We start from the raw sequence: 23,633 nt of genomic DNA, 5'->3' as shown, positions 1-23,633 counted from the left end.
GCACCGCGCCGGGGCGTCGATGCGTGTGCGGGAGGGGTCCACACCGCTGGGCTGACCCGAATCGCGCCGTTCGCGTCGGGGGAGCCGTCCTGGCCGCCGGCATCCCGCTCGGGGTGCAGTCGGATGCGTGGGCCGGTGGCTTCGCCGGCATCCACGTGCTGCCGAAGAACGGCTCGCAGGTCGCGGCGGCGAAATTCGACACCTCGGGCACGACCGAGATCGGCACCGAGCTCGTCGACCACTCGTCTTCCTGCCGTCGCTGATCCTCGCGGTGAAGCCGATCACGGCCGGTTCGCTGGTCGGACTGCTCTCGAGCGGGTGACCGCCGCGGGTCACGCGTCGCGGTAGAGATCCCACGCGAGCCGGCAGGATGCCGCGACGGCGTCGACGTGCGCCGGGTCCTCGGCGATCCAGTCGCTGCCCGGCCGGTGCAGCTCGTCGACGGCCGCCTCGCCGAGCAGGTACTCACGCAGGAACTCCGCCTGCACGGCGTCGAGCTCGAGCCCCGCCGCTCGGGCCTGCTCGCCCACCTCGCGGAAGCGGGCTCCGGCGGCGCGGATCTCCTGGCTGCCGAGGTAGGGCTTGTTCAGGGCGACATCCGCCGGGTCCTCGACCCTGAAGCCCTCGCGGTGCGCCTCGGCCAGTCGGCGCAGCCGGGCGGGGTCCATCGTGGGCGGGTCGTCGGCGGTGCGCTCCTCGCCGCGGCCGTCGCCGCGGTTGGAGAGCGCCACCACATGCGGCAGTCGATCCTTCTCGGTGCGCGCGACGTTCACCGCGCCGTCCCGAGTGGTCGTGGTGTTCATGGTGTCGTGGAAGGAGAGCCGTGTGAAGCGGCCGCCGCCGTCGAGGCCGCGCGCGAGGAACCGCTCTGTGAGGTCGTCGCGGATGCGCTCGTAGACGCCCAGGCCGCGCTCGGCGACCTCGACGAAGGTGTTGACGAGGCTGTGCAGGTCAGCCTCGGCGCGAGGCACCTCGAGGATCGGGAAGAACGAGAACGTCACAGGGCGGATGGCATCGACTCCGGTGAGGTCGACGCGCTGCCGGGCGCCGGCCTCGGCCGTGCGGGCGATCGCCGCGGACAGGTCGGCGGCGACGTCGGCGGGTTTCGCGCGGTTCGGGTCGCGCACCAGACGCGGATGCGGGTTGAGCACGGCCACCACCCGCGGGTCCTGCGACGCCCAGCTCCGCACGATCGCGTCGGTCGCGACATCCGTGAAGTCGTACTGCAGTCGCCTGGTGAGCGCGGGGGAGAGGAACTCGGCGATCTCCTCGGGGATCGCCGCCCCCGCGTGCGGTGCGCTGATCAGCAGGTCGGCGCCCCGGATCGCCTCGTCGAGCGTGCGGTTCTCGCGATCGGCGTAGACGACGATGTCGTCCTGGGTGAAGGTCCTGCCGGCGGGGATGAGATCCAGACTGCTCATGGCGTCACTCTAAGGTCGGCGGAAGCGGACTGTCAGACGGAGGGCACCGTAGGTGGGAAAGCGCGCTCGACGGCGTCGAGGACGGCGTCGTAGACGGCCTCCCAATCATCCACCTCGGGCGCGACTGCGGCGAGTTCGAGGCTGACCGCGCCGTGCACCTGCGCCCACACGGTCATCGCGGCAGGCATCAGTTGCGCCTCGGGCACCCGGAGGGCGAGGACGCGCACGAGGGGAGCCATCGCACCGGCGGCGGCGTCCGTGTCCGTGGCGCAGTCCGTTGCGGCGGTGATCGCTCCGCCGAACATCAGCCGGTACAGCGCGGGATTCGCCTTCGCCCAGGCCCGATAGGCCCGGCCGAGGGCGCGGAGTCCGGTGGACTCGGTCTGCGCCTGTGCGGTGCCGAAAGATGTGAAGCCGTGATCGATCACAGCGACGAGCAGCTGCGACTTGCCGCCGAACAGGGCGTAGACCGCTGAGGTCGACGTGTCGGCAGCCTGTGCGATCTCGCGCAGGCTGATGCGCTCGGGGCCCTTCTCATCGACCATGTCGGCGGTGACGTCGAGGAGGCGGTCGCGGAGCTCCGCGGTGTGTGCGATGGGTCTTGCCATGGACGTCATCCTATCGTAACGTTGTTGCATAACAGCGTTACATAATTCTGGGAAGAGGAGACACCATGGCTCAGCACGTGCACCCCGGACGATTCACCGCAGCACCCGATCGCACGGACATCACTGTGTTCCTGATCGGCATGCGCGCCAACCGCTGGTGGCAGGTGGGGAGGGTCGGGTGGACCGCGAGCAGGATGGCGCCCATGCTGCGTCATCTCGCCACGCATCCCGACGCCGGCATGCTCGGTGCGCACAGCTGGTTCGGGCGGACCACGCTGCTGCTGTCGTACTGGGAGAGCCCGGAGCACCTGCAGCGATTCGCCGCCGACCGCGATGCGCCGCACCTGCAGCCCTGGCGCGACTTCATGCGCACTCTGCAGGGCACGGGGAGTGTGGGCGTCTGGCACGAGACCTATCAGGTTCCCGTCGCCGACCTCGAAGCCGTCTACGTCGACATGCCCGCGTTCGGCCTCGCAGCGGCGACGACGCACGTGCCGGTCGGGCCCGGCATGAAGACCGCACGTCAGCGACTGGGGCGCGGGTCCGGAGTGAAGGCGGCGTGACCGCCGCCGGACTCAGAGGTCTTCGAGCATCCGTCGCTGCTCGGGGGTGAGGCCGTCGTCGAGCTCCTCCCGGCCGGCCTTCGTCGCGGGCGAGTCCGGCGCCGTCGGCGTCGCGGGGGCGGACTTGCCGGTGATCTTCGCCGAAGTCGCGTCGTAGACCTCGGCGGCCTTCGCCCGGATCCGGTCATCGAAGCGGTCGTAGATGACCCAGCCGATCAGCAGCACGATCGGCGGGAGCACCCAGCCCCAGAAGAAGCCCCGCACGGAGACGCCGCTGAGCAGCACGGTGGCCACCCAGACGATCAGTTCGACGAGGAACACGATCGCGTACTGCACGAGCTTCTCGCCGAAGCCGGATCGCTCGCCGGCGGACTTCGCCGCAGAGGAGCGGAAGCGCTTCAGCAGCCACGGCTTCAGCGCGAGCGCCGCGACCGTGAGGATGACGGCCGCCCAGAGGGCGTTCCAGCCCACCCGCACCGAGGGCAGCACCAGGCCGAGCACGAGCAGCACGGCGACGTTGAACACGTAGAGCGCCGCGAAGCGGACGATGGCGTTGCGCATGCGCCCAGCTTCGCACACCGGCCCCTCGCTGAGGGAGTGGTCAGGCGGCGGCGAGGGCGCTCTCGATGCCCGCGATCCGCGCCTGCGCATCGAAGCGGAAGGTCGCCGAGCCCGTGGCGTCCGTCACGGTCGCACCGGTGAACGCGTCATCGGTCCACTGCAGGTTCCATGCGGCGAGCCGTGCGAGATCCCACACCGAGGTGCGCGGGTCGGGCAGCTCGGTCGACGCGAGGATCCGGGGGAGTGCGACCACAGCGTCGGCGACGGTGAGCGGGCCCAGCACTCCGTCGAGCACGAAGACCGCGCGGGTGCCGGCTCCGGCATCCGCGGCGAAGTAGGGGGCGCGACCGGTGAGCTCGCCCGCGACGCCGCCCACGACGTGCGCGGCGTCGATCACCCAGGCGTCGATGTCGGCGATGCCGGCGGGAAACGGCGTCTCGCCCTCGGCGAGCGCGGGCAGCCCGTACTGGGATCCGTAGTCGCGCAGCTTCACGGCGATGCCGTCTGGGGCGCCCATCGGGTGCGCCCAGCCCCACAGCACCGAGCGGGCCTCGGGTGCGACCGAGGCGATCAGGTGCGCGGTCGCGGTGATGCGGTGCGCCGGGTCGGCGACCGAGATGAAGGTGATCGTCCCTGCGTTCAGGTCTGCGTCCCACCGGTGCTCGCCGAGGGCGTCGACGGCCATCACGAACTGGTCCTGGCGGAGTGCGGAGAAGAGTGCCGCCCGGGCGGCGAGCGGGCGCAGGGCATCGAAGGTCATGCACTCAGTGTGCTCCCGGACGCTATGAATCGCACCCTGCGCGCCTTTGAACGCGCCCGGGAACCGCTATGAGTGCGGCGCGATCGCGCCCTCGGCGCGCCCCATCCGCCAGACGCTCGGCACCGCGAGCGCCGACAGCGCGATCACCGCGTACAGGATGCCGGAGGTGACGAGCACCGTCGCCGGGTCGGCGCAGGTGATCAGCCAGCCGTACACCAGCGTTCCGACCGGCATGACCACGAAGCTGCCGAGCATGTCGTAGCTGGACACGCGGGAGATCTTGTCGCCGGGGATGTTCTCCATCATGGCGACGCTCCAGCCCGTGCTGAAGATCTCGCTGCCTGCGCCGGCGAGGAACGCAGCGATCGCGAGCAGCACCACGACAGGATGCACGCCGAGCACCGTGAGGGGGACGGCGAAGACCGCCATGCCGATCATGCCGAGCCGCAGTGGCCGGCGCAGCGGGAAGCGCATCAGGATCAGTGTCATCAGGAGCACGCCGAGCCCTTCGGCGCTGACCACCCAGCCCCAGCCGGAGATGCCGAGCCTGTCGTCGTTCTTCGCGATGTACGGTCCGACCACGCCCCACGCGCCCACGTGGATCGCGTTCATGATCATGAAGGCGAGCACGATGGTCCACAGCCAGGAGCGGCTCCAGAACTCGGTCCATCCGGTGCGCAGATCGGCGAACAGCGAGAACTCACCGGTGCCGGACGGCGGCGGCAGCTTCACCATCGCGAGGATCGGGATGGCGGCGAGCCACCCGATCACCTGCACGACCATCGCCCACGCGGGCCCGACCGTCGCGACGAGCAGTCCGGCGATCACCGGGCCGCCGATCGTGACGGCGGACCGCACGAACGACAGCATCGCGTTGGCCTGCTGCAGGTGTGCCGGCGTGGTCAGCTGCGGGATGAGCCCCTGCATCGCGGGCAGCACGAACGCGGTCGAGGCGCCGTTGACCGCAGCCAGGCCGATCATCGCGGGAATGCTCGCGGCGCCGGTGAACAGGAGCACCGCGACCGTGCCGATCGAGAGGATGTCGAGCACGTAGCAGACCTGGATCACCAGTGCGCGAGGCAGCCGGTCGGCGACCACGCCGCCGAACAGCACGAACACGATGTTCGCGATCGTGAACGCGGCGAGCACGTAGGACAGGCTCTCCGGATGATTGTCGATGCCGAGCACCGCGAACGCCAGCGCGATCGACGACATCGACCCGGTGATCAGCGTGATCGCCCGCGCGAGGAAGAACCAGCGGAAGTTGCGGTCGCCGAGCGCCGCGAGGCCACGGCTCATCGGGCGGGTCTCAGGTGCGGCATCCGTCGATTCTGGCACGTGCGACGCGCGTCAGTACGACGCGCGCTGCGCAGAATCGGATGCCGGGATGAAGCGCGCCGCCAGCGCCTCGGAAGCCCGGGCGAGCAGTGCGACGTCCGCGCCGACCGCGATGAAGTCGGTGCCGTGCGCGATGTACTCCTCGGCGGCGACGGGGTCGAAGGCGTTCACGCCGACCGGCTTGCCGGCGCCCTTCACCGCGGCGAACGCGCGGGCGACTGCGGCGAGGACGTCCGGGTGCGTCTGCTCACCGAGGTGCCCCATCGACGCGGCCAGGTCGCTGGGACCGACGAACACGGCGTCGACGCCGTCGACGGCGGCGATCTCCTCGGCGGCATCCACACCGGCGGCGGTCTCGATCTGCACGACCAGGGTGGTGTGCGAATCGGCGTCCTGCAGATAGCCGTCGACGCGGTTCCAGCGCGCGCTTCGCGCCAGCGCGCTGCCCACGCCGCGCACGCCGGCGGGCGGGTACCGCACGGCGCGCACCGCGGCCCGCGCCTCCTCGGCGGAGGACACCATCGGCACGATCAGGTTCTGCGCACCGAGGTCGAGGACCTGCTTGATCATCACCGTGTCATTGAACGGCACGCGCACGACGGGTGTGATCGGGTAGCCGGCGGCGACCTGCAGCTGCACCAGCACGGAGTCCAGAGTGTTGGCGGAGTGCTCCATGTCGATCAGCAGCCAGTCCAGCCCCGACCCCGCGGCGATCTCGGTCACCAGAGGTGAACCCGTGCAGGCCCACATGCCGACGAGGGCGCGGTCGCTCTCGGTCAGTCGCGCGCGGAAGGTGGGTGCGAGCTGCAGTGCCATGGATGCTCCTCTGTCGTCTTCGATGGGTGGGTCAGGATCGTGTGATCGCGGCGCGCAGGTCGGCGGCCGCCGCCGCCGGGTCGGAGGCCTCGGTCACGGCGCGCACGACGACGACGCGGGTCGCGCCCGCGGTGCGCACGTCGTCGAGCCGAGGGCCCGCGCCGATGCCGCCGATCGCGAACCACGGCTTCGCGGAGCCGGCCGCCGCGCGCAGCGGCTCGAGGCCGATCGCCGCCCGGCCGGGTTTCGTGGGCGTCTCCCACACCGGGCCGACGCAGAAGTAGTCCAGGCCGGGGTCGGCGTCGGCAGCGGCGGCCTGCTCGACCGAATGCGTCGATCGGCCGATCACAACATCGGCGCCGAGCAGCGCCCGCGCCTGTGCAGTGCTGAGGTCGCCCTGTCCGACGTGGAAGACGTCGGCACCCACGAGCGCGGCGATGTCGGCGCGGTCGTTGCACGCGAACAGCTTCCCGTGCCGGCGGGCGACATCTGCGAGGACCTGGAGCGCAGCGACCTCCGCCCGCGCCTCGAGCTGCTTGTCGCGCAGCTGGATAATGTCCGCGCCGCCGGAATAGGCCGCCTCGAGGAAGTCCTCCAGATCGCCGGTGTCGGTGCGCGCGGTGGTGCACACGTAGAGCCGGGCCGCCTCGAGACGCGCGAGCCGCTCGGACCGGGACAGGGACGGCACTGTTACGACGGGGTGCGGATCGGCGATGGTCACCCCTATAGGGTAGAGGCGTCCGCGGGAGCCTGCTGAAGGCTGAGAGGGCCACGTGCCGACCGCTGAACCTGATACGGGTCATGCCGTCGTAGGAAAGGGCACGCAGATGCGCATCGCTGTGATCGGCGCGGGGATCATCGGCTCGGCGACCGCCGCCGAACTGGTCGGCCGCGGCCACGATGTCACCCTGTTCGACCCCGAGCCCGGGAACGGCGCCAGCCGTGCGGCTGCCGGGATGCTCGCGGCCACGGCCGAGACCGCCTGGGGGCAGGACGATCTGCTGCCGCTCGCGAGAGAGTCCGCCACACTGTACCCGGGATTCGTCGCCTCTCTGGAAGCGGCGAGCGGGCACGATGTGGGGTACGGAGCCACCGGCACACTCGCCGCAGGCGTCGATGCCGCTGATCGCGCCGCTCTCTTCGAGCTCGCCGAGCTGCAGAGCTCGCACGGGATGCCGGTGCAGTGTCTCACTGGCAGCGCGGCGCGCGAGCTCGAACCGGCGCTCGGACCTGCGGTGTCCTCGGCGGTCCTCGCCGACGGCGACCACCGGATCGATCCCCGCCGAGTCACCGGCGCGCTGCGAGACATCCTCGGCGAGCGGGTGCGCGCCGAGCGGGTCGGGGGTGTCGTCCGTCGAGACGGCCGTGTCATCGGCATCCGCCTCGAGGCGGGGGAGAACGTCGAGGCCGACGTCGTGATCGCGGCCGCCGGACTCGGCGTGACCGACATCGACGGGCTGCCCGCACTGCCCCTGCGGCCGGTATGGGGCGACATCCTGCGCCTGCGCGTGCCCGCTGCGCTGCGCCCGCTGCTCACCCGCACGGTGCGCGCGCTGGTGCGAGGGCGCGCCGTGTACCTGGTTCCGCGCGACGACGGCACGGTCGTGCTCGGCGCGTCCGTGCGGGAAGGGGGAGTCGCGGGTGTGCAGGCAGGCGAGGTTCTCGCCCTGCTGCGCGACGCCGAGGCGGTGCTGCCCGGCATCTCGGAGTGCGAGATCGTCGAGATGCTCGCACGCCCGCGCCCCGGCACGCCCGACGCGCTTCCGCTGCTCGGCCGCCCTGAACCCGGGCTGGTGATCTCCGCCGGCTATGACCGGCACGGTGTGCTGCTCGCGCCGTGGGCGGCGCGCCTCGGCGCCGATCTCGCCGAGGGCGTTCCCCTCGACGGGGCGACGGCTGCGATCCTCGACCCGCTGCGTTTCCCGGATGCCGGGAACAGGCCCGTGGCCGCATCCGAGCACCTCACCCCACCCGCGGTCGCCGAACTCGCCGGCGTCAGGAAAGGCTGATCATGACCATTGCCATCCGAGTGAACGGGGACGCGACAGCCGCAGTCCCCGACGACACCCTGCTGGATCTCGTCGCGCGGCTCACCGGGCACGACCTGCAGTCCGACGGCTCGCGCGTCGACGGCGGGCGCCTCGGCGTGGCCGTCGCGGTCGGCGGCGCCGTCGTGCCGCGCAGCCGTTGGTCAGCCCGCCGCGTCGCCGAAGGCGACGAGATCGAGATCGTCACCGCTGTCCAGGGCGGCTGAGAAGGAGCACCCATGAGCATCGTCAGTACGCAGGACCTCGCCGACCCGTTCCTCGTCGCGGGGGAGTCGTTCTCGTCCCGCCTGATCATGGGCACCGGGGGTGCGACCAGTCTCGCCCTGCTCGAGGACGCTCTGGTCGCCTCCGGCACCGAATTGACCACCGTCGCGATCCGCCGGTTCTCGCCGCAGGGCCGGGACTCGGTGTTCGCGCTGCTGGAGCGCCTCGGCATCCGCGCCCTGCCGAACACTGCCGGCTGCTACACGGCGCGCGACGCGGTGCTCACCGCTCAGCTGGCCAGGGAGGCGCTGGAGACCGACTGGGTGAAGCTCGAGGTGATCGCCGACGAGGAGACCCTGCTGCCCGATCCGATCGAGCTGTTCCGCGCCACCGAGCAGCTCGTCGCAGACGGCTTTCGGGTGTTCGCCTACACGAACGACGACCCTGCGCTGGCGCGCCGATTGGAGGATGCCGGTGCGAGTGCCGTGATGCCCGCCGGGTCACCGATCGGCAGCGGCCTCGGCATCCTCAACCCGCACAACATCGAGACGATCGTGCAGCGCGCATCGGTGCCGATCGTGCTCGACGCGGGCGTCGGCACGGCGTCGGATGCCGCGCTCGCGATGGAGCTCGGTGTGGATGCCGTGCTGCTGGCAAGCGCGGTCACCCGGGCGCACGACCCGGCGGCGATGGCACGGGCGATGCGCGGCGCGGTCGAGGCCGGTCGACTCGCACGCGGGGCGGGGCGAATCCCCCGGCGCCCGCTCGCTCTCGCGTCCTCGGCCGTGGACGGCCTGATCGCCGCTCGCCCCTCCGAGGCGGATCTGTGAGTCTGCCCGCCCTCGTGGAACCCGGGCCGCCGCTGTCGCAGGTCAGGGCGGCGCGCTTCGCCCGCCATGTGACTCTGCCCGGCGTCGGCGGGGAGGGCCAGCGGCGCATCGCCGCCTCCCGTGTGCTCGTGATCGGCGCGGGCGGGCTGGGCGCCCCGATCATCCAGTACCTCGTCGCCGCGGGGGTCGGCCGGATCACGGTGATCGACGACGACCGGGTCGAGCGCAGCAACCTGCAGCGCCAGGTGCTGCACGGAGAGGCCGACCTCGGCCGCGCGAAAGCGGTGTCGGCACAGGATGCGGCCGCGCTGCTCGACCCCTGCATCGAGGTGACGGGGACGGTCGGCCGCCTCGACCCCGGCAACGCCCTCGAGCTGTTCTCCGCACACGACCTGGTGCTCGACGGCAGCGACAACTTCGCCACCCGTTACCTCGTGAACGACGCGGCCGAGCTGACCGGGACGCCCGTGGTGTGGGGAGGCATCCATCGCTTCAGCGGGCAGCTCAGCGTGTTCCTGCCCGGGCACGGGCCGATGCTGCGCGACCTGTTCCCCGATGTCCCCGAGGCCGACGCGATCGAGTCCTGTGCGGTCGGCGGAGTGTTCGGGGCCCTCTGCGGCGTCGTCGGTTCGGCGATGGCCGTCGAGGCGCTCAAGCTCATCTGCGGCATCGGTGAGCCGCTCATCGGCCGGCTCGCGCGGTACGACGCCCTCGGCGCCCGGTGGGATGAGCTGCGCTTCTCCGCCGACCCCGGACGACCGCCGGTCCTGAGTCTCGCGGAGGTCGCCGTCCTGTGCGGCGCGCCGACAGGGCGCTCCGATGACATCTCGGCGGACGAGGTGGTCGCACGGCTGGGCGGACCAGGTCTGACGGTCATCGACGTGCGCACGCACGAGGAGCGCGGCGCATCCGCGATCCCCGGCTCCGCGCACCTGCCGCTGGCCGACATCCTGGACCGCGGCTGGCCGGCGGTGGCAGGGGTGCTCGACGCGGTCGGCGGGGACATCGTGCTGGTGTGCCAGGCCGGGCTGCGGTCGGCCCGTGCGATCGACGCGCTCGCCGGGTCGGCGCCGGAGGATGCCGCGCTGCGGAACCTCGCCGGTGGGATGAACGCCTGGGAGGCAGCGAGTCGGACTCGCTGAGACCGACGGATGGCGGACAGCCCGGGCCGGGCATCGCCGCCGGACGCGGGGGTCAGCTCCGTTGGCGGAGGAACGCGCCGATGAGCTCGGCGGCCCGATCGGCGCCGCCCTCTTCGCGCATCCGCTCGCCGAGCGCCGCGGCGGCGTCGCGGAAGCGCGGCACGTCGAGGGCGGTGCGCACGGCGACCCGCAGCTCGTCGGCCGGAACCGGGCGGCCGGACAGGTTCTCGCGCAGTATGAGGGCGGCGTGCTGATCGGCGAACGCCTGCCCGATCAGGAACTGCTCCACCTGCTGCGGCACGACGACGAGCGGTACGCCGGCGGCGATGCCCTCCAGCGCGCTGTTCATGCCTCCGTGCGTGACGAAGACGTCGGTGCGAGCCAGCAGGTCGGTCTGAGGAACCCGGGGAAGAGCCAGGATGTTGGCGGGCAGCGCGGTCGCGAGATCACCCCGCCCTGTGGCCAGCACGACCCGCAGCGGCAGATCGCCGAGGGCCGCCGCACACGTCTCGAAGAACTCCTCGCCGGCGGCGTGCAGCGTGCCGAGCGAGACGAGGGCGACCGGGGCCGGCCCGTCGATGAAGGTGCGCAGCTGCTCGTCCAGGTCGGCCGGGCTGCCGGCATCCGCCGTCGGGCCGACGAAGACGCACGTCTCGTCCAGTCGGTCGTCCGGACCCTGCAGGTCGCGTGGCACGGGGAAGATCGTGAGGTCGCCGCGCAGCGGCAGCATCGGCGTCGGCGGCACCAGGTCCTTGCCGAACATCCGCACGACCTCGCGCCGGCCGCTCACCGCGGCGGGCAGAGACCGCATGGTCGGCCAGGTCTCGGCCATCGACTCACGCAGCGAGAGCGCCTTGATCGCACCGGGGCCGATGAGGATCGTCGTCATGAACGACACGGTCGGCAGCTGGGCCAGACGCGCGCCGATGCGGCCCCAGAGCGCGTTCGAGTCGTGCAGGATCGCCGCGGCCGACGCGTTCTTCGCCTGCTCGGCGACGAAGGGCGCGAAGGTCTCCGTGGCCTTCAGCACCTTCACGATCACGGCGACGCTGCTGCCGCTCTGGGTCGCCTCGGCGATGTCAGAAGACTCCAGGACGCCGGCGGGATAGGGCACGAACTCCGCTCCCGTCGCGCGTATCCGCTCGGCGAACTCCTCGGTGCCCGCCGCCACCACATCGGTGCCCGCTGCGGTGAGCCGGGAGAGCACCGGCAGCAGCGGATTGACATGGCCGGAGGCCGGCATCGTGGCGACGAAGAGCACGGACATGGTTCGACGCTACGCCCCCGGCACTCAGGTCACACGAAGCGGCAGGCGATCGTGCCCATCTCCCGGTAGTCGCAGAGCACCTCGTCGCCCTTCGAGACCCACATCGGGCGGGTGAAGGATCCCGCCAGGATGATCTCGCCGGCCTCGAGCCGCGCGCCGTGCTGGTGGAACTTGTTCGCGAGCCATGCCACGCCGGTGGCGGGGTGTCCGAGCACGCCGGCCGCGACACCTGTCTCCTCGATCTCGCCGTTGCGGCTGAGCACACCGGGCACCCAGCGCAGGTCGATCTCGTCGGGCCGCAGGTGCACGTCGCCGAGCACCATCGCGCCGTAGGCGGCGTTGTCGCTGATGGTGTCGACGATCGTGCGCCCCTCGAGCTCGATGTGCGAGTTCAGCACCTCGAGTGCCGGCACGGCATAGTCGATCGCCGCCAGCGCGTCTTCGAGCGTGCAGTCCGGACCCTCCAACGGCGTCTTCAGCACGAAGGCCAGCTCGACCTCGATGCGCACGTTCGAGAAGTCGTCGAACCGGATGTCGGAGCCTGAGGCGTACACGGTGTCGTCGAACATCACGCCGTAGTCCGGCTCGGTGATGCCGGTCGCCTGCTGCATGGCCTTCGAGGTCAGTCCGATCTTGCGTCCGACGAGGCGCCGGCCCGCTGCGAGCCGGCGGTCGCGCCAGACGCCCTGGATCGCGTAGGAGTCCTCGATCGTGGCATCCGGATACCGCGCGGTGATCCGCGGGATCAGCACGCGCGTGCGCTCGGCTTCGGCGAGCTCCTCCGCGATCGCGGCGATGGTCTCGGCGGGGAGGGTCACAGCTGGTGCCCCAGCTTGTACTCACCCTGCTTCCACTCGGGCATCGCCTCGTCGTCCGCGGAGCGGGTGTAGCTGAACCCGTCGGCGCCGATCGTGACGGCCATCTCGCTGCTGTCGGTGCGCGAGTGCACCGTCTGTGGGTTGCCGTCCAGGTCGAGCACGAGCGACGCGTCGGTGTACCAGGACGGCACGACCGGATTGCCCCACCAGTCACGACGCTGGTTGTCGTGCACGTCCCAGGTGATCACCGGGTTGTCCGGGTCGCCGGTGTAGTAGTCCTGCGTGTACACCTCGACCCGGTGCCCGTCGGGGTCGCGCAGGTAGAGGTAGAACGCGTTGCTCACGCCGTGGCGGCCAGGGCCGCGCTCGATCGCGTCGGAACGGCGCAGCGCGCCGAGCTTGTCGCAGATGGCGAGGATGTTGTGCTTCTCGTGCGTTGCGAAGCAGACGTGGTGCATGCGGGGTCCGTCGCCGCCGGTCATCGCGGTGTCGTGCACGGTGGGCTTGCGGCGCATCCAGGCGGCGTAGACGGTGCCCTCCTCGTCCTGGATGTCCTCGGTAACGCGGAAGCCCAGGTCCTGCATGAACTTCACCGCGCGGGGCACGTCGGGGGTGACCTGGTTGAAGTGATCCAGGCGCACCAGCTCGCCGGGGATGTGCAGGTCGTACCGCCAGGACATGCGCTCCTGGTGCTCGGTCTGGTGGAAGAACTCGTACGGGAAGCCGAGCGGATCGATCACGCGCACCGAGTCGCCGATGCCCTTGACGAAGCCGTCGGGGTTGCGACGCACATCGCAGCCGAGCTCGGTGTAGAAGTCGACAGCGCGGTCGAGGTCCTCGGGGGTCCGCACGCGGTACGAGAACGCGGCGACGGCGGCGAGCGGGCCCTTGCGCAGCACCAGGTTGTGGTGGATGAACTCCTCGGTGGAGCGCAGGTAGATCGCCTCGTCGTCCTCGCTGGTGACGTACAGGCCGAGGATGTCGACATAGAACTGCCTCGACGCGGCGAGGTCGGTCACGACCAGCTCCATGTACGCGCAGCGCAGCACGTCAGGCGGAGTGCTGGTCGGCGTCGGAGTGGGGTTGTCAGTCTGGATCGGCGCCTCCTGGCTCACGTAGAAGCCCGAGGAGGTCAGCGTCATGTCTTCACGGTTGGTCATGTCAGCGTCCTTGCTCGAATTCGGGTGCCAGGTCAGCGGGGGTCCGGGTCGTCCAGGTCGGGAGCGGCCGGAGGCAGCTGCTTCCCGAACGTGGGGTTGTGCGGTGCGCCCAGCGTGATGTGCACGCTCTGCTGGTCGGTGTAGAAATCGATCGACCGGTAGCCGCCCTCGTGGCCGAGGCCGGAGGCCTTCACACCGCCGAACGGGGTGCGGAGGTCGCGCACGTTGTTCGAGTTCAGCCACACCATGCCCGCCTCGACGGACTGCGCGAAGTTGTGCGCCCGCTTGAGGTCGTTGGTCCAGATGTAGGCGGCGAGGCCGTACTTCGTGTTGTTCGCGAGGCCGAGCGCCTCCTCCTCGGTGTCGAACGGGGTGATCGCGACGACGGGTCCGAAGATCTCCTCCTGGAAGATTCGGGCGTCGGGAGCGACGTCGGCGAACACCGTCGGGGCGACGTAGTTGCCGGTGGGGAAGCCCTCCGGGCGGCCGCCGCCGGCGACCAGACGGCCCTCGGTCTTGCCCAGCTCGACGTAGCTCATCACCTTGTCGTAGTGCTCCGGGTGCACCAGCGCGCCGATCTCGGTGGCCGGGTCGTGCGGGTGGCCGACCTTCACGCGCTTCGCCTGCGCGGCGTACTTCTCGACGAACTCGTCGTACACCTCGCGCTGGACCAGGATGCGGGAGCCCGCGGTGCAGCGCTCGCCGTTGAGCGAGAAGACGCCGAAGATGCAGGCGTCGATCGCGATGTCGAGGTCGGCGTCGGCGAAGACCACGGCGGGGCTCTTGCCGCCGAGCTCCATCGACAGGCCCTTCAGGAAGGGCGCGGCGTTGCCGAAGATCAGCTGTCCGGTGCTGCTCTCGCCGGTGAACGAGATGAGCGGCACGTCGGGGTGCTTGACCAGGGCGTCACCGGCGTCCTCGCCCAGTCCGTTGACCAGGTTGAAGACGCCCTTGGGGAGCCCTGCCTCCTCGAAGATGCCCGCCCACAGCGAGGCCGACAGCGGCGTGAACTCGGCGGGCTTGAGCACGACGGTGTTGCCGGTCGCGAGCGCGGGGCCGAGCTTCCAGGACTCGAGCATGAACGGGGTGTTCCACGGCGTGATGAGACCCGCGACGCCGATCGGCTTGCGGTTCACGTAATTCATCTGCTTGCCGGGCACCTTGAACGCGTCGTCGGCCTGGGCCACGATCAGGTCGGCGAAGAAGCGGAAGTTCTCGGCGGCGCGGCGGGCCTGGCCCAGCGCCTGCGTGATCGGCAGACCGGAGTCGAAGGACTCCAGCTCGGCGAGGCGCTGATCGCGGGACTCGACGATGTCGGCGATGCGGTGCAGCACCCGGGAGCGCTCGCGCGGCAGCATCCTCGGCCAGGGGCCCTCGGTGAACGCGCGGCGTGCGGCGGCGACGGCGCGCTCGATGTCGGCCTTCTTGCCGGCGGCGGCGCGCACGTAGGTCTCGTTGGTGACCGGGTTGAGCACCTCGAAGGTGTCGCCGTCGATCGAGTCCACGAACTCGCCGTCGATGTAGTGCTGGATCTTGTCCGGCAGGTCGGCCGGGACGTATGCGTCGGTCATCATCATCCTTCGGGGGTCAGGCGGTCTTCGGATGCCGCGCATCGAGGAAGGCTTCCATCGTGCGCCAGCGGTGGTTGCGCGCGGCCAGCTCGATCTCGAGCGGGTCCGCGCCGGTGCGGATCAGGTGCAGGATCTCGACGTGCTCGTCGACGGAGTGCTGCGCACGGCCGGGCACGAACGCGAACGTCGTGTCGCGGATGCCGGACAGCCGCGACCATCCGCGGTGCACGAGATCGAGCAGGTGCGGGTTGGGGCAGGGCTCGTAGAGCACGGAGTGGAAGTCGCGGTTCAGCGCCGTGAAGGCGTGCGCGTCGAAGTGGTCGAGCAGATGCCGCATGCGGCCGTTGATCTCGTCGGCGCGCTCCAGGTCGTCCTCGAGCAGCAGCGGGGCGGAGAGCGCGGTGGCGGCGCCCTCGACCAGACCGAGCGTCTGCATCGTGTGCACGTACTCGCTCTCGTCGACCAGGGTGACGCGGGCGCCCACGTTGCGCTCGAAGGTGACCAGCCCCTCGGCCTCGAGTCGCCGGATCGCCTCGCGCACGGGCACGACGCTCATGCCGAGCTCGTCGGCGATCGCGCCGAGCACCAGCCGGTAGCCGGGGCCGAACGCGTGGTTCGCGATGCGCTCGCGGATCCAGGCGTAGGCGGCCTCGGACTTGCTGGTGGGCGGGGCGGGGATGCTCATGTTCGGTCCCGCTGGTCGTACTTCGCGCGCCATTCGGCGTTCATCGGGAACAGACCGTCGACCGGATGCCCCGCAGCGACCTGATCGGCGATCCAGGCATCCTCGTCCTCCTGCGCGAGTGCCGCGTCGGCGACCTCCTCGGCGAGGTTCGCGGGGATGACGATCACGCCGTCGCCGTCGCCGACGATGATGTCGCCGGGCTGCACGGTCGCGCCGCCGCAGGCGATGGTCACGTCGACGTCCCACGGCACGTGCCGGCGGCCGAGCACGGATGGGTGCGCGCCCTGCGAGAAGACGGGCAGACCGATCTCGGCGACCGCGTCGAAGTCGCGAACGCCGCCGTCTGTGACCACGCCGGCCGCGCCGAGGGTCTTGGCGCGCAGCGCCAGGATGTCGCCGAGCGTGCCCGTTCCGGCCTCGCCGCGGGCCTCGATCACGACGACCTCGCCGGGGCGGATCTCATCGAAGCAGCGCTTCTGCGCGTTGTAGCCGCCGCCATGGATCTTGAACAGGTCCTCGCGGGCGGGGACGAAGCGCAGGGTCTTCGCGGTGCCGACGATCTTCGTACCGGGGAGGTTCGCGGCCACGCCGTCGATGAAGCAGGAATGCAGCCCGCGCTTGCGCAGCTGGCTGGAGAGCCCGGCTGTGGGGGCGAGGTCGAGCTTGGCGCGGAGGTCCGGGGAGAGTGCTCCCGCATCCGCCGGAGGCTCGGCGACCGGAGGCAGCCCGGCCTCCTCGCGGGACCCCCAGGCCTCCGTGCGCTGCAGGTCGTCGACGGCGGGCAGCGAGCCGAGCGACTCGTCGAACGGGGCGTCGCCCTCGGTCACGGTCGTGGTCAGCCGGCCGGAGGAGAGCCCGGCATCCGGAGCATCCACCTCGATCTCGACGACATCGCCGGGCACGATCACCGACGAACCCGCCGGGGTGCCGGTGAGGATGACATCTCCGGGCTGAAGCGTGAAGTGCTGGGAGAGGTCGGCGACCAACTGGGCGAGCGGGAAGATCATGCCGGCCGAGGTGTCGTCCTGGCGCAGTTCGCCGTTCACCCAAGCGCGCACGCGGAGCGCGTTCGGGTCGACGGCACGCGCGTCGAGGTACTCCGGGCCGAGCGGCGTGTAGCCGTCGCCGCCCTTGGAGCGCACGTTGGACCCCTTGTCGTTCGCGCGCAGGTCGTAGAGACCGAGGTCGTTCGAGGCGGTGACCCAGCCGACGTGCGACCAGGCGTCCTCGAGCGTCACGCGGCGGGCCGCAGTGCCGATGACGAGCGCGATCTCCCCCTCGAAGGCGAGCAGCTCGGTGCCTGCGGGGCGCTCGACGGTGCCGCCGGAGGCGCCGACCGAGGAGGTCGGCTTGAAGAAGTAGGACGGGGCGGCGGGGCGTCTGCCGCGCTGATCCGCGCGGGAGGCGTAGCTCAGGTGGATGGCGATGATCTTGCCCGGGTGGGGGATCGGCTGGCTCACGGGCGCCTCCTTGCGCGGCTCTTGTGCGTCGTATTCGAAATCGTATATCATCCTGATACCCGGCGGCAAGCATCGGATTCTCCGGCAGTCGCGACAAGGACGTCACCCTCGAAGGAGAGAGAATGAGCGGCACAGATCAGGACGGGTTCACCCCGACCGGCACCATCGCATCACCCGGCGACAGGCGTCGCGTCGTCTTCGCCACCGTCGTCGGCACCACGGTCGAGTGGTACGACTTCTTCATCTACGCGTTCGCCGCGGCGACCGTGTTCGCGACCCTGTTCTTCCAGCCGATGGGCGAGGAATTCGCCCAGATCGTTTCGTTCTTCACGGTCGGCGTCAGCTTCCTGTTCCGCCCGCTCGGTGCATTCCTGGCCGGGCACTTCGGCGACAAGATCGGCCGTCGCCCCATGCTCGTGCTGACGCTGCTGCTGATGGGTGCATCGACCACCCTGGTCGGTCTGCTGCCCACGCACGCCGCGATCGGCGTGTGGGCGCCGATCCTGCTGATCTTCCTGCGCATCGTGCAGGGCATCTCGGCGGGCGGCGAATGGGGCGGCGCGGTGCTGATGGCGGTGGAGCACGCACCGAAGAAGAAGCGCGGCGTGTTCGGCGCATCGCCGCAGATCGGCGTGCCGATCGGCCTGCTGCTGGCCTCGATGATGCTCGCGCTGATGGCGCAGATCGCCCCCGGTGACGCGTTCCTGGCCTGGGGCTGGCGCGTGCCGTTCCTGCTTTCGTTCGTGCTGATCCTGGTCGGCTACTGGGTGCGCCGCCGCGTGGAAGAGTCCCCGGTGTTCACGGAGATCGCCGAGCGCAAGGAGGAGACGCGGATGCCGATCGTGCAGCTGTTCCGCAAGCACGCCCTGCTCGTGATCATCGCCGCGCTCGTCTTCGCCGGCAACAACGCGGTGGGCTACATGACCACCGGCGGCTACGTGCAGCGCTACGCAACCGACCCGAAGGGTCCGATCGGCCTCGACACCGCCCCGGTGTTCTGGATCGTCGCTCTCTCGGGCGTCACCTGGCTGGTGTTCACCTGGCTCGGCGGGTGGCTGAGCGACCGCATCGGTCGCCGCAACACCTACATCGCGGGATGGATCCTGCAGCTGGTCGGTGTGTTCCTGCTGTTCCCGATGGTGAACGTCGGCACAGTCGGATCGCTCGCCGTCGCCCTCGTGGTGCTCACGGTCGGTCTCGGCTTCACCTATGGCCCGCAGGCGGCGCTGTATTCGGAGTTGTTCCCCGCGTCGATCCGGTTCTCCGGCGTCTCGATCTCGTACGCGATCGGCGCGATCCTGGGCGGCGCGTTCTCGCCGCTGATCGCGCAGGCGATCTTCCAGAACACGCATTCCACGACCGGCATCACCTGGTATCTGGCCGGAATGACGCTGGTCGGACTCGCCGCCACGCTGCTGCTGCGCGACCGCAGCGGCATCCCGCTCGGCCCGGATTTCGAGGCCGAACAGGCGAAGAGCCCGATCTACGGCATGTCGAAGGCCTGACCTCGGTACGTCCACTCGCGCCGCTCACGCTTTGAGTCGCCCAGCGGGTCAAAGCGTGAGTGGCGCGAGAGGATCGGCGGAATCCCGGATGCCTCTCCTTGGGGGCTCCGGGATTCCGCATGTCGGCGTGACGCGATGGATGGCGTCAGTTCGAGGCGCCGCGACGCTCCTCGAGCAATGCCGCCACGCCGGCGAGGATGCGGTGCACGCCGAACAGGAGGGCGTCGTCGCGGGAGCCATCCCGGCCTGCCTCGGCGAAGGCGGCGACCGCGCGCGGATACTGCTCGGCTCGCGCGGCGAGGACGGGGCCGAGCCGCGACGCCAGTTCCTCCTCCGGGGCTGACGAGCCCGCCTGCTGGCGCACGAGCGAGAGTGCGTGACCGGAGAGCAACGCCAGGAGGTCGAGTCGCTCGCCCGCTGTCAGCGACAGGCCGTCGGTGGCTTCCAGTCCGCGCTCGTACCAGGTGAGTTCCTCCGGCCCCGGCACGTGCGGTCTCTGGGCCAGCTCGACCGTCCACGGGCTCTCGAGTGCCCGGGAGTGCAGGGCGCGGGTCCAGCCGGTGAGCGCGTCCTCCCAGGTCGCTCCTGAGTCCGTCGGCGGGGCGCCCAACGCGCGGTCGAGGATCACCGCATCCAGATCGGCGCGACCGGCGACATAGCGGTACAGCGCCATCTTCGTCGTGCCGAGGCGCTGGGCGACGCGCTGCATCGTGACGGCATCCAGCCCTTCGGCGTCGGCTATCGCGGATGCGGCCTCGGCGATGCCGTCGAGGGTGTGCCTAGGCTTCGGTCCTCGGCGTGCCGGCGCAGGGGTGCTCCACAGCACGCCGGCTCCGGCGGAGTCGTCCTGATCAGCCATCCGACCTCCTCGAAGAAGTTATTGCGTCCAGCGTACGCGATTAGTTATTGTGTCCCAAGGACGCAATTATTTCTGACGAAGGAGCTGCTCATGAGTACGAAGAAGATCCTCATCTCCGGGGCAAGCATCGCCGGCCCTGCACTGGCCGGGTGGCTGGGGCGCAACGGCTTCGACGTGACCGTCGTGGAGAAGGCGCCGGGCGTACGGCCCGGCGGTCAGGCCGTCGATTTCAAGGGACGCACCCATCGCGAACTGCTCACGCGCATGGGCATCCTCGACGAGGTGCACGCCCATCAGACCGCCAAGACCGATTGGCGGATGGTCGACGAGCACGACCGCGTGAACGCCGTCGTGCCGGGGGAGTTCATCGGCGGCGACGTCGAGATCCTGCGCGGTGACCTCGCCGGCATCCTGCATCGCCGGTCGGCGGAGGATGCCGAGTACGTGTTCGGCGACGAGATCACATCGATGGTCGAGACATCCGGCGGTGTCGACGTGTCGTTCGCCTCCCGAGCGGCGGAGCGATTCGATCTGGTGATCGGCGCGGACGGCGTGCACTCCGCAGTGCGCCGATTGGCCTTCGGCCCGGAAGACGAGTTCGTCGAATCGCGCGGCTATTACTACGCCGTCGCGAGCGGGCACGTGCCGATGGACGGGCTCGAGACGGCGCTCCCGAGCGGTCGGGCGGTGGCATACGGGTACAACACCCCGGATCGCCTCGTGCTGCTGGGCGGGCAGAAGGCGCCGGCACTGTTCGTCTTCCGCGCTGCGAGCGCGGACTACGACCGCAAGGACCTCGAGTCCCAGCGGGCGTTCCTCGAGTCGGCGTTCGCTGACGGCCGGTGGCGGACTCCTCAGGCGCTGAAGGCGGCGCGCACCGATCCGGACCTCTATCTGGACGCGCTGACCCGCACTCGGATGTCGACTTTCACCCGCGGTCGCACCGCGCTCGTCGGCGATGCCGGGTACGCGAACACCCTCGGTGGCTTCGGCACCGGACTCGCCCTGCTCGGCTCGTACGTGCTGGCGGGCGAACTCGTCGCGGCAGGCGGGGATCATGAGGCGGCGTTCGCGGCCTATGACAGGCGGATGCGCAAGCCGACGAAGATCGCCCGCGCGGGTAACGCCGGCCCGTTCCTCGCGCCGCCGTCCGAGCGCCGCATCCGGATGCGGAACTGGACGTTCTCGAACCGCCTGATGTACCGGAGCATGCTCTGGATGACGGATGTGTTCGCCACCGACGACAGTCTGCCGGACTACCGGCTGGTCTGAGGGGGCATCCCGTCGGAGATCTGCACGATCTCGGAGGTCTCCAGGGGGGATCCGAGATTCTGCAGTTGTCCACGGTTCCGCTGCGGCGGATGCCGGGTTCAGCCGCCGAGCGACTCGCGGATGGTCGCCGCGGAGCGCTGCAGGCGCTCGGCGATCTCGGCGTCGCTGAATCGGGAGGCGACGTGCACGACCGCGAGGGCCGCGGGGCGCTTGCCGCGCAGCGGGAGCGGCACCGCGACCGACCGCACGGTCGGGATCACCTCGTCGTGGCTGGTCGCGTATCCGCGCCGGCGGGCCTCGGCGATCTGGGTGCGCAGAGTGTCGTCGACTGCCGGCCACTCGGCATCCGGCAGCTGCGCGAGGACGGTCTTGCCGGGTGCGCCGACGGTGACCGGATGCCGGGCTCCAGGCCGCTGCGCGACATTCGCGACGGAGTGCCGCGGCTCGACGCTGGTGAGGGTGATGCACTCGTCACCGTCGAGCACCACGAGGAACGCGGTCTGGCCGAGCTCGTTGGCGACGGCCGTGAGCTCGGGGAGTGCCTCGGCCTGCAGGTCGTGCGCGACACCGGCGGCCAGCGCGGCCATCCGCGGCCCGAGCGCGACCTGCCCCGCGGCGTCCCGCGACACGAGTCCGTGGTCCTCCAGGGTGCGCAGCAGCCGGTACGCGATCGAGCGGTGCACCTCGAGCTGCGTGGCCACGTCGTCGATCGACAGGGCGCCGGGGCCGTCGGCGAGGATCTCCAGGATCCGGATGCCGCGGCTGAGGGTCTGGGAGGCGGGGGTGGCCAAGGAGTCTGCCTTTCATATACGATCTGTTCAATAGTAGAACTCTGTGTTCGAATATAGAACACTTGGAAGGAATCGACGACGATGCAGTTCCATCACCACGGCTACGTCTCCGGCGACCCGCGGGTGCTTCCGGCATCCGGCACCGGGATCGAGCGTCCCGCCGACCTGCCCGACGAGGTCGACGTGCTGATCGTCGGCTCGGGCCCAGCGGGCATGCTGCTGGCGGCGCAGATGTCGCAGTACCCCGACGTGGTCACGCGCATCATCGAGAAGCGCGAAGGTCGCCTGGTGCTCGGCCAGGCCGACGGCATCCAGCCGCGCAGCGTCGAGACCTTCCAGGCGTTCGGCTTCGCGGAGCGCATCGTCGCCGAGGCGTACAACATCGGCTGGATGAACTTCTGGGGTCCGGATCCGGAGAACCCCGAGAACATCATCCGCACCAGCCGCACCGAGGACTACGGGTACAAGATCAGCGAGTTCCCGCACCTGATCGTGAACCAGGCCCGCGTGCTGGACTACTTCGCCGAGGCCGCGCTCAACGGCCCAGGGCGGATCGTGCCCGACTACGGCGTGGAGTTCACCGGGCTCACGGTGCACGAGGCGGGGGAGTACCCGGTCGAGGTGCAGGTGCGCACGGCGACCGGCGACCGCACCATCCGCGCGAAGTACGTCGCCGGCTGCGACGGGGCCCGCAGCGGCGTCCGCGAGGCCATCGGCCGCAAGCACGTGGGCGGCATCTCCGCGCACGCCTGGGGCGTCATGGATGTGTTGGTGAACACCGACTTCCCGGACTGGCGCACCAAGTGTGCGATCAACGCCGAGGCGGGCAACATCCTGCACATCCCGCGCGAGGGCGGCTACCTCAGCCGGATGTACATCGACCTCGGCGCCGTCGCCGACGACGACAACCACCAGGTGCGCTCCACGCCGATCGAGGAGATCATCCGCAGGGCGAACGAGATCCTGCACCCCTACACGCTCGACGTGAAGGAGGTCGCCTGGCACAGCGTCTACGAGGTCGGTCACCGGGTCACCGACGGCTTCGACGACGTGCTCGAGAGCGACCGGCATCCGCGCGTCTTCCTCACCGGCGACGCCTGCCACACGCACAGCGCAAAGGCCGGCCAGGGCATGAACGTGTCGATGCAAGACGGGTTCAACCTGGGCTGGAAGCTCGGGGCCGTGCTCACCGGGCGCTCGCCGCAGGAGCTGCTGGAGACGTATGCATCGGAGCGCCGTCCCGTCGCGCAGCAGCTGATCGACTTCGACAAGGAGTGGTCCTCGCTGATGGCGCGCAAGCCGGAGGAGATCTCCGACCCGCAGGAGCTCGCGACCTTCTACCTCGGCACCGCCGAGTTCCCGTCCGGCTTCATGACCGAGTACCAGCCGTCGATGATCGTCGCGGATGCCTCGCGGCAGGAGCTGGCCACGGGCTTCCCGCTCGGCCGACGCTTCAAGTCCGCCGAGGTGGTGCGGGTCTGCGACGGGAACGTCGTGCACCTCGGGCACCACGCCAAGGCCGACGGCCGCTGGCGCGTGTACGGCTTCGGTGACCGCTCCGGCGCTGCCCTGGACGACTGGGCGGCATGGATCGGCGGCGAGATCGCGAAGTTCACACCGGCCGACGCAGACCTCGATGCGGTGTTCGATGTGAAGGCGATCTACCAGCAGGCCTTCGAGGAGATCGACCTGCCCGATGTTCCCGACGTGCTGCAGCCGAAGACCGGCCCGCTCGGCCTGACCGACTGGGAGAAGGTCTACTCCGCTGCGCCGAACGCGTGGTGCCGCAGCGACATCTTCGACGAGCGCGGGCTGTCCCGCGACGGTGTCGTGGTCGTCGTGCGACCCGACCAGTACGTCGCGGCGATCCTGCCACTGCAGGCTCGCGACGAGCTGGCATCCTTCTTCGAAGGAGCATTTCTCGCGGCATCCTGAATCTCTTTATGCGGAATCG

The 23,633-nt window shown here is 70.3% G+C and carries 24 protein-coding genes and 1 riboswitch; of the genes, 9 read left to right on the top strand and 15 right to left on the bottom strand.

Translation table 11 applies throughout. The annotated features are described in order from the left end of the window. Positions 1-23 precede the first annotated feature (23 nt). Complete coding sequence (locus ACFVDO_RS06945; RefSeq protein ID WP_378859079.1) at positions 24-263, top strand: hypothetical protein; 240 nt, start codon at positions 24-26, stop codon at positions 261-263. A gap of 69 nt (positions 264-332) precedes the next feature. On the opposite strand, the gene ACFVDO_RS06940 is transcribed toward ACFVDO_RS06945, so the two are convergent. Together ACFVDO_RS06940 and ACFVDO_RS06935 are read right to left on the bottom strand one after the other, a co-directional pair. After that, on the bottom strand, positions 333-1,421 hold the full coding sequence (locus tag ACFVDO_RS06940; protein ID WP_378859080.1) for an N-formylglutamate amidohydrolase: 1,089 nt from the start codon (positions 1,419-1,421) through the stop codon (positions 333-335). A gap of 32 nt (positions 1,422-1,453) precedes the next feature. Beyond that, the gene (locus ACFVDO_RS06935) at positions 1,454-2,029 is read right to left on the bottom strand and encodes a TetR/AcrR family transcriptional regulator (RefSeq protein ID WP_378859081.1); all 576 of its coding nucleotides are present in this window, start codon (positions 2,027-2,029) and stop codon (positions 1,454-1,456) included. Positions 2,030-2,094: 65 nt separating this feature from the next. Here ACFVDO_RS06935 and ACFVDO_RS06930 point away from each other — a divergent pair, with 65 nt between their 5' ends. Next, positions 2,095-2,592, top strand: a complete 498-nt coding sequence (locus ACFVDO_RS06930) for a DUF4188 domain-containing protein (protein WP_378859082.1) — start codon at positions 2,095-2,097, stop codon at positions 2,590-2,592. Between the two features lie 12 nt (positions 2,593-2,604). Here ACFVDO_RS06930 and ACFVDO_RS06925 read toward each other — a convergent pair whose 3' ends face one another. The 5 genes from ACFVDO_RS06925 to thiE all read right to left on the bottom strand — a co-directional run bounded on the left by ACFVDO_RS06925 (position 2,605) and on the right by thiE (position 6,782). After that, entirely contained in the window at positions 2,605-3,153 is a 549-nt protein-coding gene (locus ACFVDO_RS06925; RefSeq protein WP_378859083.1) for a hypothetical protein, read from the bottom strand. Positions 3,154-3,193: 40 nt separating this feature from the next. Next, positions 3,194-3,913 (bottom strand): DUF6882 domain-containing protein, encoded by a 720-nt coding sequence (locus ACFVDO_RS06920; protein WP_378859084.1) that lies wholly within the window; start codon positions 3,911-3,913, stop codon positions 3,194-3,196. Between the two features lie 66 nt (positions 3,914-3,979). Next, entirely contained in the window at positions 3,980-5,251 is a 1,272-nt protein-coding gene (locus tag ACFVDO_RS06915) for an MFS transporter (RefSeq protein WP_378859085.1), read from the bottom strand. A gap of 12 nt (positions 5,252-5,263) precedes the next feature. Next, on the bottom strand, positions 5,264-6,067 hold the full coding sequence (locus tag ACFVDO_RS06910) for an HpcH/HpaI aldolase/citrate lyase family protein (protein WP_378859086.1): 804 nt from the start codon (positions 6,065-6,067) through the stop codon (positions 5,264-5,266). 31 nt (positions 6,068-6,098) lie between these two features. Next, on the bottom strand, positions 6,099-6,782 hold the full coding sequence (gene thiE / locus ACFVDO_RS06905; protein WP_378859111.1) for a thiamine phosphate synthase: 684 nt from the start codon (positions 6,780-6,782) through the stop codon (positions 6,099-6,101). Positions 6,783-6,799: 17 nt separating this feature from the next. Beyond that, positions 6,800-6,901: riboswitch (TPP riboswitch) on the top strand. Between thiE and thiO the strand changes: the two genes are divergently transcribed. The 4 genes from thiO (at position 6,895) to ACFVDO_RS06885 (ending at position 10,291) form a co-directional block, all read left to right on the top strand. Next, on the top strand, positions 6,895-8,076 hold the full coding sequence (thiO, locus tag ACFVDO_RS06900; RefSeq protein ID WP_378859087.1) for a glycine oxidase ThiO: 1,182 nt from the start codon (positions 6,895-6,897) through the stop codon (positions 8,074-8,076). (Overlaps the previous riboswitch by 7 nt.) Positions 8,077-8,078: 2 nt before the next feature. After that, on the top strand, positions 8,079-8,321 hold the full coding sequence (thiS, locus tag ACFVDO_RS06895) for a sulfur carrier protein ThiS (protein ID WP_378859088.1): 243 nt from the start codon (positions 8,079-8,081) through the stop codon (positions 8,319-8,321). Between the two features lie 12 nt (positions 8,322-8,333). Further along, positions 8,334-9,149 carry a thiazole synthase gene (locus ACFVDO_RS06890; protein ID WP_378859089.1) on the top strand — a complete coding sequence of 272 codons (816 nt, stop codon included), beginning with the start codon at positions 8,334-8,336 and terminating at the stop codon, positions 9,147-9,149. Further along, complete coding sequence (locus ACFVDO_RS06885; RefSeq protein WP_378859090.1) at positions 9,146-10,291, top strand: ThiF family adenylyltransferase; 1,146 nt, start codon at positions 9,146-9,148, stop codon at positions 10,289-10,291. Before ACFVDO_RS06890 ends, ACFVDO_RS06885 begins: the two co-directional genes overlap by 4 nt. Positions 10,292-10,343: 52 nt before the next feature. On the opposite strand, the gene ACFVDO_RS06880 is transcribed toward ACFVDO_RS06885, so the two are convergent. The 6 genes from ACFVDO_RS06880 to ACFVDO_RS06855 are packed head-to-tail and all read right to left on the bottom strand — an operon-like array spanning position 10,344 to position 17,303. Then, positions 10,344-11,558, bottom strand: a complete 1,215-nt coding sequence (locus tag ACFVDO_RS06880) for a nucleotide disphospho-sugar-binding domain-containing protein (protein ID WP_378859091.1) — start codon at positions 11,556-11,558, stop codon at positions 10,344-10,346. Between the two features lie 29 nt (positions 11,559-11,587). Continuing rightward, positions 11,588-12,376, bottom strand: a complete 789-nt coding sequence (locus tag ACFVDO_RS06875; protein ID WP_378859092.1) for a 2-keto-4-pentenoate hydratase — start codon at positions 12,374-12,376, stop codon at positions 11,588-11,590. Further along, positions 12,373-13,536, bottom strand: coding sequence for a 3,4-dihydroxyphenylacetate 2,3-dioxygenase (hpaD, locus tag ACFVDO_RS06870; protein ID WP_378859093.1), 1,164 nt, complete (start codon positions 13,534-13,536; stop codon positions 12,373-12,375). The genes ACFVDO_RS06875 and hpaD overlap by 4 nt, the downstream gene beginning before the upstream one ends. 32 nt (positions 13,537-13,568) lie before the next feature. Continuing rightward, the gene (gene hpaE / locus ACFVDO_RS06865) at positions 13,569-15,107 is read right to left on the bottom strand and encodes a 5-carboxymethyl-2-hydroxymuconate semialdehyde dehydrogenase (RefSeq protein WP_378859094.1); all 1,539 of its coding nucleotides are present in this window, start codon (positions 15,105-15,107) and stop codon (positions 13,569-13,571) included. Between the two features lie 16 nt (positions 15,108-15,123). Then, the gene (locus ACFVDO_RS06860; protein ID WP_378859095.1) at positions 15,124-15,792 is read right to left on the bottom strand and encodes a GntR family transcriptional regulator; all 669 of its coding nucleotides are present in this window, start codon (positions 15,790-15,792) and stop codon (positions 15,124-15,126) included. Continuing rightward, positions 15,789-17,303, bottom strand: a complete 1,515-nt coding sequence (locus ACFVDO_RS06855) for a fumarylacetoacetate hydrolase family protein (protein WP_378859096.1) — start codon at positions 17,301-17,303, stop codon at positions 15,789-15,791. The genes ACFVDO_RS06860 and ACFVDO_RS06855 overlap by 4 nt, the downstream gene beginning before the upstream one ends. A 71-nt stretch (positions 17,304-17,374) precedes the next feature. On the opposite strand from ACFVDO_RS06855, the gene ACFVDO_RS06850 reads away from it, so the two are divergent. Continuing rightward, on the top strand, positions 17,375-18,757 hold the full coding sequence (locus ACFVDO_RS06850) for an MFS transporter (protein ID WP_378859097.1): 1,383 nt from the start codon (positions 17,375-17,377) through the stop codon (positions 18,755-18,757). Between the two features lie 145 nt (positions 18,758-18,902). Here ACFVDO_RS06850 and ACFVDO_RS06845 read toward each other — a convergent pair whose 3' ends face one another. Continuing rightward, entirely contained in the window at positions 18,903-19,616 is a 714-nt protein-coding gene (locus ACFVDO_RS06845; protein ID WP_378859098.1) for a TetR/AcrR family transcriptional regulator, read from the bottom strand. Positions 19,617-19,706: 90 nt separating this feature from the next. Here ACFVDO_RS06845 and ACFVDO_RS06840 point away from each other — a divergent pair, with 90 nt between their 5' ends. After that, complete coding sequence (locus ACFVDO_RS06840) at positions 19,707-20,888, top strand: FAD-dependent monooxygenase (RefSeq protein WP_378859099.1); 1,182 nt, start codon at positions 19,707-19,709, stop codon at positions 20,886-20,888. A 98-nt stretch (positions 20,889-20,986) separates the two neighbouring features. Here the strand turns inward: ACFVDO_RS06840 and ACFVDO_RS06835 are convergent, their stop codons facing one another. Continuing rightward, positions 20,987-21,679: an IclR family transcriptional regulator gene (locus ACFVDO_RS06835; protein ID WP_378859100.1), complete on the bottom strand. Its 693-nt coding sequence runs from the start codon at positions 21,677-21,679 to the stop codon at positions 20,987-20,989. Between the two features lie 81 nt (positions 21,680-21,760). Here ACFVDO_RS06835 and ACFVDO_RS06830 point away from each other — a divergent pair, with 81 nt between their 5' ends. Next, the gene (locus tag ACFVDO_RS06830) at positions 21,761-23,614 is read left to right on the top strand and encodes an FAD-dependent monooxygenase (RefSeq protein WP_378859101.1); all 1,854 of its coding nucleotides are present in this window, start codon (positions 21,761-21,763) and stop codon (positions 23,612-23,614) included. The last annotated feature ends 19 nt before the right edge of the window (positions 23,615-23,633 follow it).

The sequence above is a fragment of the Microbacterium sp. NPDC057741 genome, from assembly GCF_042798735.1.
In the GTDB taxonomy this organism is placed as follows: domain Bacteria; phylum Actinomycetota; class Actinomycetes; order Actinomycetales; family Microbacteriaceae; genus Microbacterium.
This window is presented reverse-complemented; position numbering and strand designations above follow the sequence as displayed.